Genomic DNA, 16,402 nt, shown 5'->3' with positions numbered 1-16,402 from the left:
ACGCCATGGATCTGAATTTCACCAAGGACGAGCTCGCCTTCCGCGACGAGGTACGCAGCTTCATCGCCGAGCATTTCGATGTCGAGATGCGCGCCGCCATGAAGCGCACGCGCACCGGCTATATCGCCAAGCACCTGCATATCCGCTGGCAGAAGAAGCTGAACGAGAAGGGCTGGCTGGCGCCGAATTGGCCGCAGGAATACGGCGGCCCGGGCTGGTCGGCCGCGCAGCGCTATATCTACGACCAGGAGATGATGTCGGCCGGCGCACCGATCGTGGTACCGTTCGGACCCCGCATGCTGGCGCCGGTGATCATGAAGTTCGGCACGCCGGAGCAGAAACAGAAATACCTGCCCGACATCCTCGCCAGCAAGACCTGGTGGTGCCAGGGCTATTCCGAGCCGGGTTCGGGCTCCGACCTCGCCTCGCTGCAGATGAAATGCGAGGACAAGGGCGACCATTACCTGTGCAACGGCAGCAAGATCTGGACCTCCGAGGCCCAGCATGCCGACATGATCTTCTGCCTGGTGCGCACCGAACAGGGCAAGAAGCCGCAGGAAGGCATCTCGTTTATCCTGATCGACATGACATCGCCGGGCGTCACCGTGGCGCCGATCGTCACCATCGACGAGCCGGGCGCGCATATGCAGGAGGTCAACCAGGTCTTCTTCGATGACGTGAAGGTGCCGAAGGAAAACCTGGTCGGCGAATGGAACCAGGGCTGGACCTGCGCCAAATACCTGCTGGAATTCGAGCGCGGCAATGCCTATTCGGGCAGCCTGAAGCGCAACCTGCAGCGCATCCGCCGCATGGCCGCCGCCGAGATGGCGGGCGGCGGCGAACCGCTGATCGCCGATCCGGCTTTTTCCGCCCAGCTGGCGCAGACCGAAATCGAGATCATGGCGCTGGAGATGACCGAGCTGCGCATCCTCGGCCGGCTGTCGGGCGGCCAGAATGTCGGCGCCGCCTCGTCGATCCTGAAGACCCGCGGCACCGAGCTGCAGCAGGCAGTGACCGAGCTGGCGGCGGAAGCGGTCGGCTATTACATGCTGCCGTTCACACCGCTGGTGGACGGCGGCAACGAACCGAGCATCGGTCCGGATTACGCCGATGGCGTCGCCCAGCGCTATCTCAACACCCGCAAGGTCTCGATCTATGCAGGTTCCAACGAGATCCAGCGCAACATCATGTCGAAGCTGATCCTCGGCCTCTAGCTCTCCCGCGCTCTGGCCGGGGGCAAATCCCGGCTTGCCATGCCGGCGGGCTGCGCCACACTGGTGTCAGGCCCGCCCGGCGATCATCCGGCGGCAAGAAAAAAGCGAGGACCGTCATGCCCAATGCCCTCTGCCGTCGCCTCGGCATTGCCCATCCCGTGCTGCTGGCGCCGATGGCCGGCGAGGCGTCGAAGCCGGCGCTGGCCACCGCGGTGTCCAATGCGGGTGGACTCGGCACGCTCGGCTGCGGCTACATGACGCCGCAGGTCGTGCGCGACACCATCCGCGCCATCCGCGCCGCCAGCGACAAGCCCTTCGGCATCAACCTGTTCCTGCCGCTGAACTGGACCGCCGACCCGGCCAAGATGGCGGCCTATCGCGGTATGCTGGCCGCCGCCCATGCTGATCTCGGTATCGCCGAACCGGACATTCCCAACAAATTCGAGGAAAGCTTCATCGAGCAGTTCGCCGTCGTGCTGGACGAAGTGCCGCCGGTGTTCAGCTGCACCTTCGGAATCCCGAAACCCGACGAGATCGCCGCACTGAAGGCGCGCAACATCCTGGTGGTCGGCACGGCGACCACGGTGGCCGAGGCGAAGGCGCTGGAGGCCGCCGGGGTCGATGCCATCGCCGCCCAGGGCGCCGAGGCCGGCGGCCATCGCGGCAGTTTCCTGGCGCCGGTCGAGCAGTCGATGATCGGCACCATGGCGCTGGTGCCGCAGATCGTCTCGGCCACCGGCCTGCCGGTGATCGCCGCCGGCGGCATCACCGATGGCCGCGGGGTGGCGGCCGCGCTCTGCCTCGGCGCGCAGGCGGCCGCCGTCGGCACCGGCTTCCTGCTGGCCGACGAGGCCGGGCTGAACCAGGCTTACCGGACGGCCCTGCAAGGCGAGGGCGTGCATGACACCACCCTGACGCGGGCGTTTTCCGGCCGTTCCGCGCGCGGCATCCGCAATGCCTTCCTGGAGAAACTTGCCGGCAGCGGCGACGACATCCCCGATTATCCGGTCGCCAATGCGATGAGCCGCGGCATGCGCGCGGCGGCAGCAAAGGCCGGCCGCGCGGAATACCTCTCGCTATGGGCCGGCCAGGCCGCCGGCCTCGCCCGCGCCGCGCCGGCCGCGGAGATTTTGCAGCGCATCATGGCGGAGGCCCGCGCAGCGCTCGTCCAGGATCTGTAGAAGCGGCGCTGTAATCCCTCACCGGGCCTTGCCATCGCCGGGCTCGCCGGTAGAGTCGGCGGGACATACCGACAGGCCTGACCGTCCGGTCAATTTCAGGGAGCGTGTAATGGCGAAAGAGCTGCAGCATTTCATCGGTGGCAAGAAGGTGGCGGGGACCTCCGGCCGCTTTCTCGACGTCTTCAATCCGACCACCGGCGAAGTGAGCGCCAGGGCACCGCTGGCCAGCAAGGCCGAGGTCGAGGCGGTGATCGCCGACAGCCAGCGCGCCTTCGCCGAATGGAGCGCCACCTCGCCGCTGGTGCGCGCCCGGGTGATGTTCAAGTTCAAGGAGCTGTGCGAACGCCACGCCGACGAGATCGCACTCCTGATCGCCAACGAGCATGGCAAGGTGGTCTCGGATGCCAAGGGGTCGCTGCAGCGCGGCCTCGAGGTGGTGGAATTCGCCTGCGGTATCCCGCATCTGCTGAAGGGCGAGTATTCCGACAGCGTGGCGCGCGGCATCGACGTCTATTCGATGCGCCAGCCGCTCGGCGTCGTCGCCGGCATCACCCCGTTCAACTTTCCGGCCATGGTGCCGATGTGGATGTTCGCCGTGGCCATCGCCGCGGGCAACACCTTCGTGCTGAAGCCCTCCGAGAAGGACCCGAGCTGCCCGCTGCGGCTGGCCGAGCTGATGCTGGAGGCCGGCGCGCCGGCCGGCGTGCTCAACTGCGTGATCGGCGACAAGGAAGCGGTCGATACCCTGCTGACCGATCCGCGCGTGCAGGCGATCAGCTTCGTCGGCTCGACCCCGATCGCCCAGTATGTCTATGCGACGGCCGCCGCGCACGGCAAGCGCGTGCAGGCGATGGGCGGTGCCAAGAACCACATGATCATCATGCCCGATGCCGACATGGACCAGGCGGTCGATGCGCTGATGGGTGCCGGCTACGGCTCGGCCGGCGAGCGCTGCATGGCGGTCTCGGTCGCCGTGCCGGTCGGCAAGGGCACCGCCGACAAGCTGGTCGAGGCACTGGCGCCGCGGGTGCGCGCGCTGAAGGTCGGGCCCAGCACCGACAAGGACAGCGAGATGGGGCCGCTGGTCACCAGGGAGCATCTCGCCAAGGTGAAGGGCTATGTCGATCACGGCATCGGCGAGGGTGCCAAGCTGGTGGTCGACGGCCGCGGGCTCAAGCTGCAGGGCTACGAGGACGGCTATTTCATGGGCGGTTGCCTGTTCGACAACGTCAAGCCATCGATGAAGATCTACAAGGAAGAGATCTTCGGCCCGGTGCTGAGCGTGGTGCGCGCCGACAGCTTCGAGGAAGCGGCCAAGCTGCCGACCGAGCATGAATTCGGCAATGGCGTCGCCATCTTCACCCGCGACGGCGATGCCGCCCGCGACTTCGCCGCCAGGGTGCAGGTCGGCATGGTCGGCATCAACGTGCCGATCCCGGTGCCGCTGGCTTTCCACACCTTCGGCGGCTGGAAGCGCTCGGCCTTCGGCGACACCAACCAGCATGGCCCCGAGGGCGTGAAGTTCTACACCAAGATCAAGACGGTCACCGCGCGCTGGCCGACCGGCATCCGTTCGGGGGCCGAATTCATCATGCCGACCATGAAGTAAGACGCCGACTGTTTGCTTCGCGCGGGCGGCAGGGTAACCTGCCGCCCGTTGCATTTGTGCGGACCCCCCGACCTCCCCCATGACCGTCCTCGATGCCTACCGACAGAAACTCGCCGCCGGCGACCTCGCCGCAGACCCGGCGCAGGCGCTGGCTGCCGAGAAGCTGGAACTGCTGAGCCGGCGGCTGGTGCAGTACCAGCCGGGCGGCGAGGATACCTGGTTGCAGAAGCTCAGTTTCGGCCGCAAGCGCGAGCCGGTGCCGCAGGGCCTGTATATCTACGGCGATGTCGGCCGCGGCAAGTCTATGCTGATGGACCTGTTCTTCGCCGCAGCGCCGGTGGAGAAGAAACGCCGGGTGCATTTCCATGCCTTCATGCAGGAGGTGCATGCCGACATCTTCCGCTATCGCCAGCTGCCCGACGACGATCCGGAAAAGAAGAAGGGCGGCGACGATCCGATCCGGCCGGCGGCGAAGAAGATCGCGGCTTCGGCCTGGCTGCTGTGCTTCGACGAACTGCAGGTCAGCGACGTCGCCGACGCGATGATCCTCGGCCGGCTGTTCGAGAAGCTGTTCACCCGCGGCGTGGTGGTGGTCGCCACCTCGAACCGGGCGCCCGACGACCTCTACCAGGGTGGCCTCAACCGGCCGCTGTTCGAGCCCTTCATCGCCCTGTTCAGGGACAAGCTCGACGTGCTGCATCTGGCCGCCAGCCGCGATTACCGGCTGCAGCGGCTCAGCCACGAAAAGGTCTGGTTCAGCCCGCCGGGACCGGCGGCGACCGCGGCGCTCGATCGTGCCTTTGCGCTCCTGACCGATGATGCACCCGGTGCGCCCACCGATCTGGAGTTGCTCGGCCGCAAGCTGCCGGTGCCGCGCCAGGCGCGCGGGGTGGCACGGTTCCCGTTTGCCGATCTGTGCGAATCGCCGCTCGGCCCGCCGGATTTCCTTAGCCTCGCGCGGGCCTTCCACACCGTGATGATCGACGACATCCCGCTGCTCGGGCCGGACAACCGCAACGAGGCCAAACGCTTCGTCACCCTGATCGATACGCTGTACGAGGCGAAGGTGAAGCTGCTGGCCTCGGCCGCGGCGTCGCCGGAACGCCTGTACCCGATCGGCGACGGCGCTTTCGAGTTCCAGCGCTGCGTGTCGCGGCTGAACGAGATGCAGAGCGAGGAATACCGCGCGCTGGCGCATAGTCCGGCGGCCTGAGGCGCTGGGCCGTCATTCCCGCGAAAGCGGGAATCCCATTTCTGCCTGGAAAACGGGACCCCGGCTCTCGCCTGAAACGGGCTCGGCCGGGGTGACCGGCATAGCCGGTCAGTTCGGCAGCAGCAGGTCGCGGGCGCGGTCGAGCCGTGCGCCGGTGAGCTGGGCACCGAGCAGGTTGGCGCCCTCGAAGCGGCCGTCGGTGAGATCGGCGCCGGTGAGGATTGCCTCGCGCAGGTCGGCATCGCGCAGGTCGGCGCCAACCAGGCTGGCGCCGTCGAGGTTGGCGGTGACCAGCAGGGCCTTTTTCAGTTTGGCGGCGCCAAGGTTGGTGCGCGCGGTGCGCGCGCTCTGGCCGTCATCGCGGATCGCCGACAGGTTGGCGCCCGACAGGTCGGCTTCGTCCAGGGTGGCACGGGCGAAGCTGGTGCCGCGCAGGTTGGCGCGGCTGAGATTGGCGCCGCGCAGGTCGGCGAAGTTGAGTCGTGCCAGCGCCAGGTTGGCGTTGGTCAGGATTGCACGAACCAGACAGGCGCGCTCGAGCAGGGCGCCCATCAGGTTGACGCCGCGCAGGTCACGGCCGGTGAAATCGAAATCGCTGAGGTCGGCGCGCACGCCGTCCTGGCCCTCGGTGCGGACCCAGATTTCGTGCTGGCGCAGGATATCATCGAGCTGTTCGGGGGCATGGCGCGAGGCGGCGGCAAAGATCGCCGCGGCCAGTTCCGGCAGGTTGCGCACGCCGGCATCGATGATGGCGCCACGCAGGTCGGCGCCGCTGAAATTGGCACCGGTGAAGCTGGCGCCCGACAGCGAGGCACCGGACAGGTTGGCGCCGGAGAAATCCGAGCCCTTGAGGTCAGCATTTTCCAGGCGGGCCGACATCAGCTGCGCCTTGCGCAGGTCGGCGCCGTTCAGGTTACTGTCGCCGAGGTTGGCATCGGCAAAGTCGGCATGCAGGGCAAAGGCGCGGCCGAGCTGGGCGCCGGAGAGATCGGCACGCTGGGCCGAGGCACCCGACAGGTCGATGGCGCGCTTGCTGCTGTCGCTGCCGAGCCGGCCGTCGGCGTCGTAGTTCGGGGTCAGCGCCTCGGCCCCGTTCGATTCGGCCAGATTGGCGTCGTTCAGCCCGGCGGCGCGCAGGCAGGCGCCGCGCAGATCGGCCCAGCGCAGGTCGGCGCTGTCCAGCGTGGCATTGCGGAAGTCGGCGCCGCCGCATTTCGACATCGACAGCCGGGCACCGTCGAGGCGGGCGCGATGCAGCCGGGCGCCGGTCAGGTCGGCGAGCGTGAGGTTGGCGCCGGTCAGATCGGCATCGGACAGGTCGGTATAGGCCAGCCCGGCGGGTTTGGCATCGGGCTTGCCGGCCAGATGGGCCTCGTGCTCGCGCAGGATGTCGCGCAGCTTCTCGGCGCCGATCTGTGTCAGTTGCGGGGGAGCCCCGCGGGTGAAATCGCCCATACGCTCAACGGCCCTGTCTGGTCCGGGGTCAACTGGATTCGCCTAACAGTTTTACGCGAACCTGCCCGTTCAATCCAGCCGGTTGCCTGTGCGCCGCGTCACGCGGGGGCGGCTCAACCCCGGCGTTCGACCATCAGCTGCTTGATTTCGCCGATCGCCTTGGCCGGGCTGAGGCCCTTCGGGCAGGTCTGGGCGCAATTCATGATGGTGTGACAGCGGTACAGCCGGAACGGGTCCTCGAGGTTGTCGAGGCGCTCGCCGGTCATCTCGTCGCGGCTGTCGGCGATCCAGCGGTAGGCCTGCAGCAGGATGGCCGGGCCGAGGAAGCGGTCGGAATTCCACCAGTAGCTGGGGCAGGCGGTCGAGCAGCAGGCGCAGAGGATGCACTCATAGAGGCCGTCGAGCTTCTTGCGCTCTTCCGGCGACTGCTTGCGCTCGCGCGCCGGAGCGGGACTCTGGGTTTGCATCCACGGCTTGATCGAGGCGTATTGCGCGTAGAAGTTGGTAAGATCCGGCACCAGGTCCTTCACCACCGGCATATGCGGCAGCGGGTAGATTTTCACGTCGCCGTCGATGTCGTCGCAGGCCTTGGTGCAGGCCAGTGTGTTGCCGCCGTCGATGTTCATGGCACAGGACCCGCAGACACCCTCGCGGCAGGAGCGCCGGAAGGTCAGCGACGGGTCGACCTCGTTCTTGATCTTGATCAGGGCGTCGAGGACCATCGGGCCGCAGTCGTTCATGTCGACTTCGTAAGTGTCGACCTGCGGGGTCTTGCCGTCATCCTGGTTCCAGCGATAGACGCGGAACTTGCGGACCCGGCGTTCCTCGCCCGCCTTGGCAGGCGGCAGCGACCAGGTCTTGCCCTCGGTGATCTTGGAATTCTTCGGCAGCGCGAACTCGGCCATGGGGAGCTATCCTTGTCTTCTCAGTAGACGCGCTTCTTGGGCTCGATATACGAGACGTCGTTGCTCATCGTATAGGTATGCACCGGGCGGAAATCGATGGTCACACCGCCCTTGGCATCGAGCCACGACAGGGTGTGCTTCATCCATTCATGGTCGTCGCGCTCGGAGAAATCCTCGCGGGCATGGGCGCCGCGGCTTTCCTTGCGGTTCTCGGCGCCATGCATGGTCACCACGGCCTGGCGGATCAGGTTGTCGAGCTCCAGCGTCTCGACCAGGTCCGAATTCCAGACCAGCGAGCGGTCGCTGACCGCGATGTCCGGCATCAGCTTGTAGACTTCGTTGATCAGGCCGACGCCTTCCTTCAGCACATCGCCGGTGCGGTACACTGCGCAGTTGTTCTGCATGGTACGCTGCATCTTGTCGCGGATCTTCGCCGTCGAGCTGCCGCCCTTGGCGTTGCGGAAATGATCGAGCCGGGCCAGCGCCTCGTCGCCCGCCTTCGGCAGGTCGCGGTGCTTGGCACCCTTCTCGACCACCTGGGCGGCACGGATCGCGGCCGCGCGGCCGAACACCACGAGGTCGATCAGCGAGTTGGAACCAAGGCGGTTGGCGCCATGCACCGACACGCAGGCGGCCTCGCCGACAGCCATCAGGCCGGGCACCACATGGTCGGGGTTGCCGTCCTTCAGGGTGACGACCTCGCCGTGATAGTTGGTCGGGATACCGCCCATATTGTAGTGCACGGTCGGCAGCACGGGGATCGGCTGCTTGGTGACGTCGACGCCGGCGAAGATCTTGGCGCTTTCCGAGATGCCGGGCAGGCGCTCGTGCAGGATCTTCGGGTCGAGATGATCGAGGTGCAAGAAGATGTGGTCCTTGTTCTTGCCCACACCGCGGCCCTCGCGGATTTCCATGGTCATGGCGCGGCTGACCACGTCGCGCGAGGCGAGGTCCTTGGCCGACGGCGCATAGCGCTCCATGAAGCGCTCGCCTTCCGAATTGACCAGATAGCCGCCTTCGCCGCGGGCACCCTCGGTGATCAGGCAGCCGGCGCCGTAAATGCCGGTCGGATGGAACTGCACGAATTCCATGTCCTGCAGCGGCAGGCCGGCGCGCAGCACCATGCCGCCACCATCGCCGGTGCAGGTATGGGCCGAGGTGCAGGAGAAATACGAGCGACCGTAGCCGCCGGTCGCCAGCACCACCATCTGGGCGCGGAAGCGGTGGATGCTGCCGTCGGCCAGATTCCAGGCCATCACGCCGCGGCAGGCGCCGTCGTCCGGGTCCATGATCAGGTCGAGGGCGAAGTATTCGATGAAGAACTCGGTGTCGAACTTCAGCGACTGCTGGTACAGCGTGTGCAGCATCGCATGGCCGGTGCGGTCGGCAGCGGCGCAGGTGCGCTGGGCCGGCTCGGCGCCGAAATTCTTGGTCATGCCGCCGAAGGCGCGCTGGTAGATCTTGCCTTCCGGGGTGCGGCTGAACGGCATGCCGAAATGCTCGAGCTCGAGCACGGCAGGCACCGCCTCGCGGCACATGTATTCGATGGCGTCCTGGTCGCCGAGCCAGTCCGACCCCTTGACGGTGTCGTACATGTGCCAGCGCCAGTTGTCCTCACCCATGTTGCCGAGCGAGGCCGAGATGCCGCCTTGCGCCGCCACGGTATGGCTGCGGGTCGGGAACACCTTCGAAATGCAGGCGGTCTTCAGGCCGGCCGCGGCCATGCCCATGGTGGCGCGCAGGCCGGCGCCGCCGGCGCCGACGACGACGACATCGTAGAAGTGGTCGTGGACCTGATAGCTGGCGGTCATGGCGTTAGGCTCCGAAGAACAGCTTGAGCACCGAGAGGGCGGCGATGCCGCCGACCAGGAAGACGGCGAAGGTGATGCCAAGCAGCGTCACGATCTTGGTGCTCTCGGTATGGACGTAATCCTCGATCACCACCTGCAGGCCGAGCCGCAGGTGCCAGAACAGCGCCAGCACGGTCAGCAGGGCCACGATGGCGAGCAGCGGATGATGGAAGGCGGCGACGACGGTGGCATGGTCGGCGGGCGCCAGCTTGAGGATCGTGACCAGCATGATCAGCACCAGCGGCACCAGGGCGATGGCGGTGACGCGCTGCACCCACCAGTGCTGCACGCCTTCCTTGGCCGAGCCGAGGCCGCGCACATTCTTCAGCGGGTCGCGCATGGGATCGTGTTTCTTGCTCATTGCAGCGTCCTCACTTCCAGGCGTAGGCCAGGATCCAGGCCAGCACGGTCAGCACCACCGAGCCGGCGATCACCAGCCATGAGGCGCGGTTGGCGGCCGGCAGCTCGAAGCCGCGGCCGGTATCCCAGAACAGGTGCCGGATGCCGCTGAGTAGGTGGTAGAGCAGGGCCCAGGTGAAGCCGAACAGCACCAGTCGGCCGAGCCAGGAGCCCATGATGGCCTGCACCATGGTGTAATAATCCGGGCCGGCGGCGGCGGCGAGCAGCCACCAGGCCAGCAGCAGGCTGCCGACGGCAAGGGCAATGCCGGTGGCCCGGTGCAGGATCGACGTGGCCATGGTCACCGGCCAGCGATAAATCTGGAGGTGCGGGGAGAGCGGTCGTTCGACGTTCGCCATATTTTTATGCGCCTTCGAGTGGGGACGGCGCGCCGCGGACCGATGGAATACCGGGCCGGATCGGCGCCCCGAAAGCGGTCCCGATACTAGTCCCGGAGGCCGCGTAGTCAACGATTGGACAGGCTGTTTTTAGCGATCTAAACCCCGTCACGGCAAGGGAATTTACCGAGGCCCGAACTCCGGGCCGGGTTCCGGGGCCGTAACCGGGGTCTGTCAGCCGCGGCGCTTCTCGCGGCGCGGCATCATCACCCAGTAGTCAAGGTCGAGCACCACGCTGTCGGGATACTTGCCGGCGGCATCCTTGTCGGGGAAGCCGGCGGCGGGGCAGTCCTTCAGCGCGACGGTGCGTATACGTAGCACGCCGGCATCGCTGCGATCCTCCAGCTCGGCCCTGTCCAGCACTTCCGACCAAGCATAGATCGTGTTGCCAGCCACGGTCGGATTGACATGGCGGCCGCCGTTGATGGCGACGACGAAGGCGGCATTGGCGAGGCCGTTGAAGCTGATGGCGCGGGCCATGCTGATGACATGGCCGCCATAGATCAGCCGGCGGCCGAGCTTCTCCTGGCCCGGGCTCATCTGATTCTGGCGGAACTGGTCGAAATGCACCCGCGCGGTATTTTGGTACAGCCGGGTCGCCAGCATGTGTTCGGCTTCCTCGATGGTGATGCCGTCGACATGGTCGATCTTCTCGCCGGGCGCATAATCCTCCCAGCCATGCGGGCTGCCGGCCAGCGCCCAGTCGTAATGGGCGAAATCGGCGCCCGGCGGCGTGCGCAGGCGTTCGGCGGCGACCACCGCGTTGAAAGTCGGCACCCGTTCGGCGGCGATGGCGGCGGCCTCATCGCGTTTGCGCACCATCACCCAGCGGATGTAGTCGAGCACCAGCTCGCCGCCATCCTTGTAGCCCTGGCTGTGCACATAGACGACGCCGGTCTTTTTGTTCGAATTCTCCTTCAGGCCGATCACGCGCGAGACCGTGTGCAGCGTGTCGCCGGGATAGACCGGCGCCATCCAGCGGCATTCGGCATAGCCGAGATTGGCCACGGCATTCAGCGAGATTTCCGGCACCGTCTTGCCGAACACGATGTGGAAGGCCAGCAGGTCGTCGACCGGCGCGTCGCGCAGGCCGATCTTGTGGGCGAAGCTGTCGGCCGACTGCACCGGAAAGCGCGAGCCATAGAGCGCCTGGTACAGCGCGACATCGCCGGCGGTAACGGTGCGCGGCGTGGCGTGGCGGATTTCCTGGTCGAGGCGGAAGTCCTCGAAGAAATTGCCCGGATCGGTCTTGGTGGCCATTTCCCGCCTCCTGGTTCGTCATGCCCGGACTTGATCCGGGCATCCCATTTACAAATGGGACCCGCGGGGCAAGCCCGAGGGTGACAATAAAAAGAAAGATGAAGTCACGCGGCCTGCAGTTTTTCGATCTGTGCCGCCAGAGCGGCCAGCTTTTTCGCCTGCTCGACATGCAGGTTCTCGATCAGCTTGCCGTCGACCAGCACCACCGCCTTGCCCTCGCCCATGGCGGCCTCGAAGGCACCAATGATCTTGTGCGCATAGGCGACCTGCTCGGGCGTCGGAGCATAGACCCGGTTGGCGGCATCGATGGTCCTGGGGTGGATCAGCGTCTTGCCGTCGAAGCCAAGCTCCAGCCCCTGGCGGCAGCCCGCCTCGAAGCCCGCGTCGTCGTCGAGGTCGAGATAGACGCCGTCGAGGATGGCAAGCCCGTAGGCGCGCGCCGCCAGCAGGCACAGCCCCAGTGCGGTGATCACCGGCAGGCGCATCGCCGTGTGCTGGGCGTTGAGGTCCTTCACGAGGTCCGAGGTCCCCATCACCAGCGCGCCGAGCCGCGGCGAAGCGGCGGCAATGGCCTCGGCATGCAGGATGCCCTTCGGCGTTTCCATCATGCACCAGATCGCCGTCGTGGCCGGCGCGCCGTATTCGCGCAGCAGGCTATCGACCACCTGCACCTGTTCGGCGCTTTCGACTTTCGGCAGCAGCACGGCATCGGGGCCGGCCTTGGCGGCGGCGATCACGTCGTCGCGGCCCCAGGGGGTATCCAGGCTGTTGGTGCGGATGATCAGTTCGCGGCCGCCGTAGCCACCGGCCTGCACCGCGGCGCAGACCTGGTCGCGGGCGGTCGCCTTCATGTCGGGGGCGACGGCATCCTCGAGGTCGAGGATCAGCGCATCGGCCGGCAGGGTCTTCGCCTTTTCCAGCGCCCGGGCGTTGGAGCCCGGCATGTAGAGGACGCTGCGGCGGGGACGGGCCTGGTTCGACACGGGGGTTGCGGCCATCGGGCGCTCCGGATGCTGCGATGCAATATTGTTGATCGGCGCCACTATAAACGGCGACCGGAGCGTGGCAAGGTTTCCCCCGCGTCACGGAATCGTTCGTCCAATGACGAAGCGGCCAACAGAACTGAATGACGGGTAGGGCTTCGGGCCATGCGCATACTTGCGATCCAGAGTCAGGTGATCCACGGCCATGTCGGCAACAATGCCGGCGTGTTTCCGATGCAGCGGCAGGGCGCCGATGTCTGGGCGATGCCGACTGCGGTGCTGGCCTTCAACCCCTCCTACGGCCCGCCGGCGATGCGGCCGTCGGAGCCGGCCGAAATCGATGCCTGGGTCGCCGCCCTGCAGACCCGGCCGGAATGGAAACAGATCGACGCCGTGCTGCTCGGCTGGCTCGGCAATGCGCGCACGGCGGAAGCCGCGGCCCGCGCCGCCAAGGCCGTCAAGGCAGCCAACCCCAATGCGATTTTCCTGTGCGACCCGGTGATGGGCGACCACGATACCGGGCTCTATGTCGAGGGCGCCCTGCCGCCCTTCATCCGCGACCACCTGATCTCGCAGGCCGATATCATCACGCCGAACGGCTTCGAGCTGGAATTCCTGCTCGGCCGCAAGGTCGAGACCCTGCCCGATGCGCTGAAGGCCTGCGACGAGCTGCGCGCCCGCGGGCCGAAAACCGTGATTGCCACCACGCTGAAGCGCAGCGATGGCGGCCAGGGCATGCTGGAGGCCCTGCTGGTCAACGACCAGGGCGCCTGGCTGTGCGGCGTGCCCGATCTTGGCGAGGGCCTGCCGAAGGGGGCCGGCGACCTGTTCGCCGCGCTGTTCCTGATCCGCACACTGAAGGGCCGCCTGCCCAAGAAGGCGCTGCTGTTCGCCATGGCCGGTACCTATGTAATGCTGCGCGATGCGCTGGAGCGCAAGCAGCCGGAAATGCGGCTGGTGGCGGCGCAGGAGGAATTCTGCAATCCGGCGCATCTGCCGGAGATCGAGCGCGTGCGCTAGGCGCGGGGCCGCCCGCGCCTTACAGCATCGCCTGCAGCACGTCGCCGCGTTCGTCGTAGAAGACGGTAAATCCCAGCAGCATGTCGACCCTGCGGCCGTCGCCGGCCAGCGGCAGCAGCATGCGTTCCAGCTCGATGGCATTGCGGTTGAAGCGGAAGCGCGGCGCGCCGCGGCGGTGGTTCGGGATGCCGGCGCAGGCGCCGACATAGGCCGTGTAGATGGCCGGGTTGCTGTTGAACGTCGGTTCGATCTCGTCGAGCCAGCGGCCGGTCTTGGCGTCGCCGAAGCCGAGGTCGACATGGCTGCCGACCAGGCGGAAGCGGAGGCGCGGTACCGTCGTGTCGGGCAGAGGCGGATGGATTTCCATCAGCCAGACATGCGGCAGCAGCGCCGGCATGCCGGCCGGGTCGATATGCTGGCGCCCGGGCAGCAGGTCCGGTTCCGGCGCGGCGGCCTGCCAGTAGGCAAGGCCCGCCTGCATGACCGGATGGGCAGTCTCGGGCAGGGCGAATCGGCTCATATACCGTCCATCATGACGGGAGTTCCTGACCAAGGGGTAAAAACGGCAGCGGGCGCCGGTTGCCCGGCGCCCGCCCAAAGATCGGCTTGTCTGCGATCCGCTGCTGGCGGACGATGTTATGCGGCCTGCTTGCGCAACAGCTGCTGCGACACCAGTTCCTCGGCGATCTGCACGGCGTTCAGCGCCGCGCCCTTGCGCAGGTTGTCGGAGACGACCCAGAGCACCAGGCCGTTCTCGACGGTGAAATCCTCGCGGATGCGCGACACGAAGGTGTTGTAGTCGCCGGCGCATTCCAGCGGCGTGATGTAGCCGCCGTCCTCGCGACGGTCGAGCACCTGCACGCCGGGCGCCACCGACAGGATCTCGCGGGCCTCGTCGGCCGAGATCGGGTTCTCGAACTCGATGTTGACCGCTTCCGAATGGCCGATGAACACCGGCACGCGGACGCAGGTGGCGGTCAGCTTGATCTTCGGGTCGAGGATCTTCTTGGTCTCCGCCATCATCTTCCATTCTTCCTTGGTGTAGCCGTCGTCGAGGAAGACATCGATATGGGGGATGACGTTGAAGGCGATCTGCTTGGTGAACTTGTGCTTCTCGATCGCGTCGTTGACGAAGATCGCCTTGGTCTGGCGCTCCAGCTCGGTGACGCCGTCATTGCCGGCACCCGAGACCGACTGGTAGGTCGAGACCACGACGCGGCGGATGGTGGCATGGTCATGCAGCGGCTTCAGCGCCACGACCAGTTGCGCGGTCGAGCAGTTCGGGTTGGCGATGATGCCCTTCTTGCGATAGCCGCTGATGGCATCGGCATTCACTTCCGGCACGATCAGCGGCACGTCGGGGTCCATGCGCCACTGGCTGGAATTGTCGATCACCACGGCGCCTTGGGCGGCGACGCGCGGCGCCCATTCCTTCGAGGTGGCGCCGCCGGCCGAAAACAGCGCGATATCCGTGCCGGTGAAATCGAAATCCTCAAGCGCGCGCACCTTGAGCTTGCGGTCGCCGAAATGGGCGTCCTTGCCGACACTGCGGCGCGAGGCCAGCGGCACCAGCTCCGAGACCGGGAAGTTGCGTTCGTGGAGGATGTTGAGCATTTCGCGGCCCACCACACCGGTGGCGCCGACGACGGCGACCTTATAGGCCATAGGGTACCTTCTTTCTCTCGTCCGGCAGGTCGACACCCGGCGGCTCTTGGGAAACACGGAACGATGTTGGTGTCCGGCAGGTCAGCACCCGGCGGACGTGGCGGAAATTAGGCCCCGAAACCCCGGTTATCAAGCGGGAAATTGCACTGCGACATCCGGTCCGGATCAACCCTGCAGGTCGTAATGGAAGACCTTGGAAATGATCTGCCAGCGGCCGTCGATCTTGATCAATGTCAGGAAATCATTGAAGAACTTCGGACCGATGGCGCATTCGACATGGGCGAAGGCGGTTACCGGCCCGGCAAACTGGATCGAGACGATGCGGTCGCGGCGGACCTCGTTGCGGCTGGCCGGCGATTCCCGGGCGGCGACGATGGGGAAATACGCGTCCATGCCCAGGTGCAGCAGCGTGCCATCCGTGGCACAGGCATAGCGCGCCTGCGGGTGGAAGATGCGGCCGAGCTTGCCGGTGTCGCAGTGATACAGGCCGTCGAAATAGTCGCCCAGCACGGCCGCCACTGCCGCATAGCCCGGGTCCGTTGCCGTCATCGTCCGTCTCCCTCGTCGATCTGCGGTCAAGCTAGGGCGGTGCCGCCGCGCTGGCCAGTCGCTCCGTTTTCCGCTTGCCGGCAGCGGCGTCTTTTCTGTATTGTACTTATCGGTACAATACGCCAGCCCAGGAGACCCCATGGCCCGCCCACCGCTGCCGCCGTTCAATGCCGAGACCGCCGCCCAGAAGGCCCGGCTGGCCGAAGATGCCTGGAACAGCCGCGACCCGGCGAAAGTCGCGCTCGCCTATACGCCGGACAGCCGCTGGCGCAACCGGGCCGAATTCATCGAAGGGCGGCCGGCCATCGAGGCCCTGCTGGAGCGCAAATGGCAGCGCGAAATGGACTACCGCCTGATCAAGGAGGTCTGGGCCTATACCGGCAACCACATCGCCGTGCGCTTCGCCTATGAATGGCATGACGACAGCGGCCAGTGGTATCGCAGCCATGGCAACGAGCAGTGGGAATTCGACGCCGAGGGCCTGATGCAGCGCCGCGAGGCCAGCATCAACGATGTCCGCATCACCGAGGCCGACCGCAAGTTCCACTGGCCGCGCACGGATGAGAACAAGGGCCGTCGCCCGGACGACCATCCGGGGCTCAGCGAGCTGGGGCTGTAGAAACCTGATATTGTCACCCTCGGGCTTGACCCGAGGGTCCCATTTCAATGGGATGCGCGGATCAAGTCCGCGCATGACAGCA

The 16,402-nt window shown here is 66.5% G+C and carries 16 protein-coding genes; 6 read left to right on the top strand and 10 right to left on the bottom strand.

The genetic code is table 11. The features are described from left to right. Positions 1 to 5: 5 nt before the first annotated feature. The 4 genes from ACFOOQ_RS06030 to zapE all read left to right on the top strand — a co-directional run bounded on the left by ACFOOQ_RS06030 (position 6) and on the right by zapE (position 5,217). Complete coding sequence (locus tag ACFOOQ_RS06030; protein WP_379723000.1) at positions 6 to 1,214, top strand: acyl-CoA dehydrogenase family protein; 1,209 nt, start codon at positions 6 to 8, stop codon at positions 1,212 to 1,214. A 116-nt stretch (positions 1,215 to 1,330) separates the two neighbouring features. Continuing rightward, positions 1,331 to 2,395: an NAD(P)H-dependent flavin oxidoreductase gene (locus tag ACFOOQ_RS06025; RefSeq protein ID WP_379722997.1), complete on the top strand. Its 1,065-nt coding sequence runs from the start codon at positions 1,331 to 1,333 to the stop codon at positions 2,393 to 2,395. Positions 2,396 to 2,504: 109 nt separating this feature from the next. Continuing rightward, positions 2,505 to 4,004, top strand: coding sequence for a CoA-acylating methylmalonate-semialdehyde dehydrogenase (locus ACFOOQ_RS06020; protein WP_379722994.1), 1,500 nt, complete (start codon positions 2,505 to 2,507; stop codon positions 4,002 to 4,004). 79 nt (positions 4,005 to 4,083) lie between these two features. Beyond that, complete coding sequence (zapE, locus tag ACFOOQ_RS06015; RefSeq protein ID WP_379722991.1) at positions 4,084 to 5,217, top strand: cell division protein ZapE; 1,134 nt, start codon at positions 4,084 to 4,086, stop codon at positions 5,215 to 5,217. A 108-nt stretch (positions 5,218 to 5,325) separates the two neighbouring features. Here the strand turns inward: zapE and ACFOOQ_RS06010 are convergent, their stop codons facing one another. The 7 genes from ACFOOQ_RS06010 to ACFOOQ_RS05980 form a co-directional block, all read right to left on the bottom strand. Then, complete coding sequence (locus ACFOOQ_RS06010; protein ID WP_379722988.1) at positions 5,326 to 6,672, bottom strand: pentapeptide repeat-containing protein; 1,347 nt, start codon at positions 6,670 to 6,672, stop codon at positions 5,326 to 5,328. Between the two features lie 113 nt (positions 6,673 to 6,785). Continuing rightward, positions 6,786 to 7,577 carry a succinate dehydrogenase iron-sulfur subunit gene (locus tag ACFOOQ_RS06005; protein WP_379722985.1) on the bottom strand — a complete coding sequence of 264 codons (792 nt, stop codon included), beginning with the start codon at positions 7,575 to 7,577 and terminating at the stop codon, positions 6,786 to 6,788. Between the two features lie 20 nt (positions 7,578 to 7,597). Further along, entirely contained in the window at positions 7,598 to 9,388 is a 1,791-nt protein-coding gene (sdhA, locus tag ACFOOQ_RS06000; RefSeq protein ID WP_379722982.1) for a succinate dehydrogenase flavoprotein subunit, read from the bottom strand. A 4-nt stretch (positions 9,389 to 9,392) separates the two neighbouring features. Beyond that, positions 9,393 to 9,788: a succinate dehydrogenase, hydrophobic membrane anchor protein gene (sdhD, locus tag ACFOOQ_RS05995; RefSeq protein ID WP_379722979.1), complete on the bottom strand. Its 396-nt coding sequence runs from the start codon at positions 9,786 to 9,788 to the stop codon at positions 9,393 to 9,395. Between the two features lie 10 nt (positions 9,789 to 9,798). Continuing rightward, the gene (sdhC, locus tag ACFOOQ_RS05990) at positions 9,799 to 10,185 is read right to left on the bottom strand and encodes a succinate dehydrogenase, cytochrome b556 subunit (protein ID WP_379722976.1); all 387 of its coding nucleotides are present in this window, start codon (positions 10,183 to 10,185) and stop codon (positions 9,799 to 9,801) included. A gap of 213 nt (positions 10,186 to 10,398) precedes the next feature. Continuing rightward, complete coding sequence (locus ACFOOQ_RS05985) at positions 10,399 to 11,484, bottom strand: MaoC family dehydratase (RefSeq protein ID WP_379722973.1); 1,086 nt, start codon at positions 11,482 to 11,484, stop codon at positions 10,399 to 10,401. Positions 11,485 to 11,588: 104 nt separating this feature from the next. Beyond that, the gene (locus ACFOOQ_RS05980) at positions 11,589 to 12,482 is read right to left on the bottom strand and encodes an HpcH/HpaI aldolase/citrate lyase family protein (RefSeq protein ID WP_379722970.1); all 894 of its coding nucleotides are present in this window, start codon (positions 12,480 to 12,482) and stop codon (positions 11,589 to 11,591) included. A 150-nt stretch (positions 12,483 to 12,632) separates the two neighbouring features. On the opposite strand from ACFOOQ_RS05980, the gene pdxY reads away from it, so the two are divergent. Continuing rightward, positions 12,633 to 13,487 carry a pyridoxal kinase gene (pdxY, locus tag ACFOOQ_RS05975; protein ID WP_379722967.1) on the top strand — a complete coding sequence of 285 codons (855 nt, stop codon included), beginning with the start codon at positions 12,633 to 12,635 and terminating at the stop codon, positions 13,485 to 13,487. Positions 13,488 to 13,506: 19 nt separating this feature from the next. Here pdxY and ACFOOQ_RS05970 read toward each other — a convergent pair whose 3' ends face one another. The 3 genes from ACFOOQ_RS05970 to ACFOOQ_RS05960 form a co-directional block, all read right to left on the bottom strand. After that, positions 13,507 to 14,007, bottom strand: a complete 501-nt coding sequence (locus tag ACFOOQ_RS05970) for a PAS domain-containing protein (RefSeq protein ID WP_379722963.1) — start codon at positions 14,005 to 14,007, stop codon at positions 13,507 to 13,509. A 116-nt stretch (positions 14,008 to 14,123) separates the two neighbouring features. Continuing rightward, positions 14,124 to 15,152, bottom strand: coding sequence for an aspartate-semialdehyde dehydrogenase (locus ACFOOQ_RS05965; RefSeq protein ID WP_379722960.1), 1,029 nt, complete (start codon positions 15,150 to 15,152; stop codon positions 14,124 to 14,126). Positions 15,153 to 15,317: 165 nt separating this feature from the next. Beyond that, positions 15,318 to 15,701, bottom strand: a complete 384-nt coding sequence (locus tag ACFOOQ_RS05960) for a nuclear transport factor 2 family protein (RefSeq protein ID WP_379722957.1) — start codon at positions 15,699 to 15,701, stop codon at positions 15,318 to 15,320. A gap of 139 nt (positions 15,702 to 15,840) precedes the next feature. Here ACFOOQ_RS05960 and ACFOOQ_RS05955 point away from each other — a divergent pair, with 139 nt between their 5' ends. Further along, positions 15,841 to 16,320: a nuclear transport factor 2 family protein gene (locus tag ACFOOQ_RS05955; protein WP_379722954.1), complete on the top strand. Its 480-nt coding sequence runs from the start codon at positions 15,841 to 15,843 to the stop codon at positions 16,318 to 16,320. The last annotated feature ends 82 nt before the right edge of the window (positions 16,321 to 16,402 follow it).

This window comes from Ferrovibrio xuzhouensis, from assembly GCF_042648965.1.
GTDB lineage: Bacteria > Pseudomonadota > Alphaproteobacteria > Ferrovibrionales > Ferrovibrionaceae > Ferrovibrio > Ferrovibrio xuzhouensis.
This window is presented reverse-complemented; position numbering and strand designations above follow the sequence as displayed.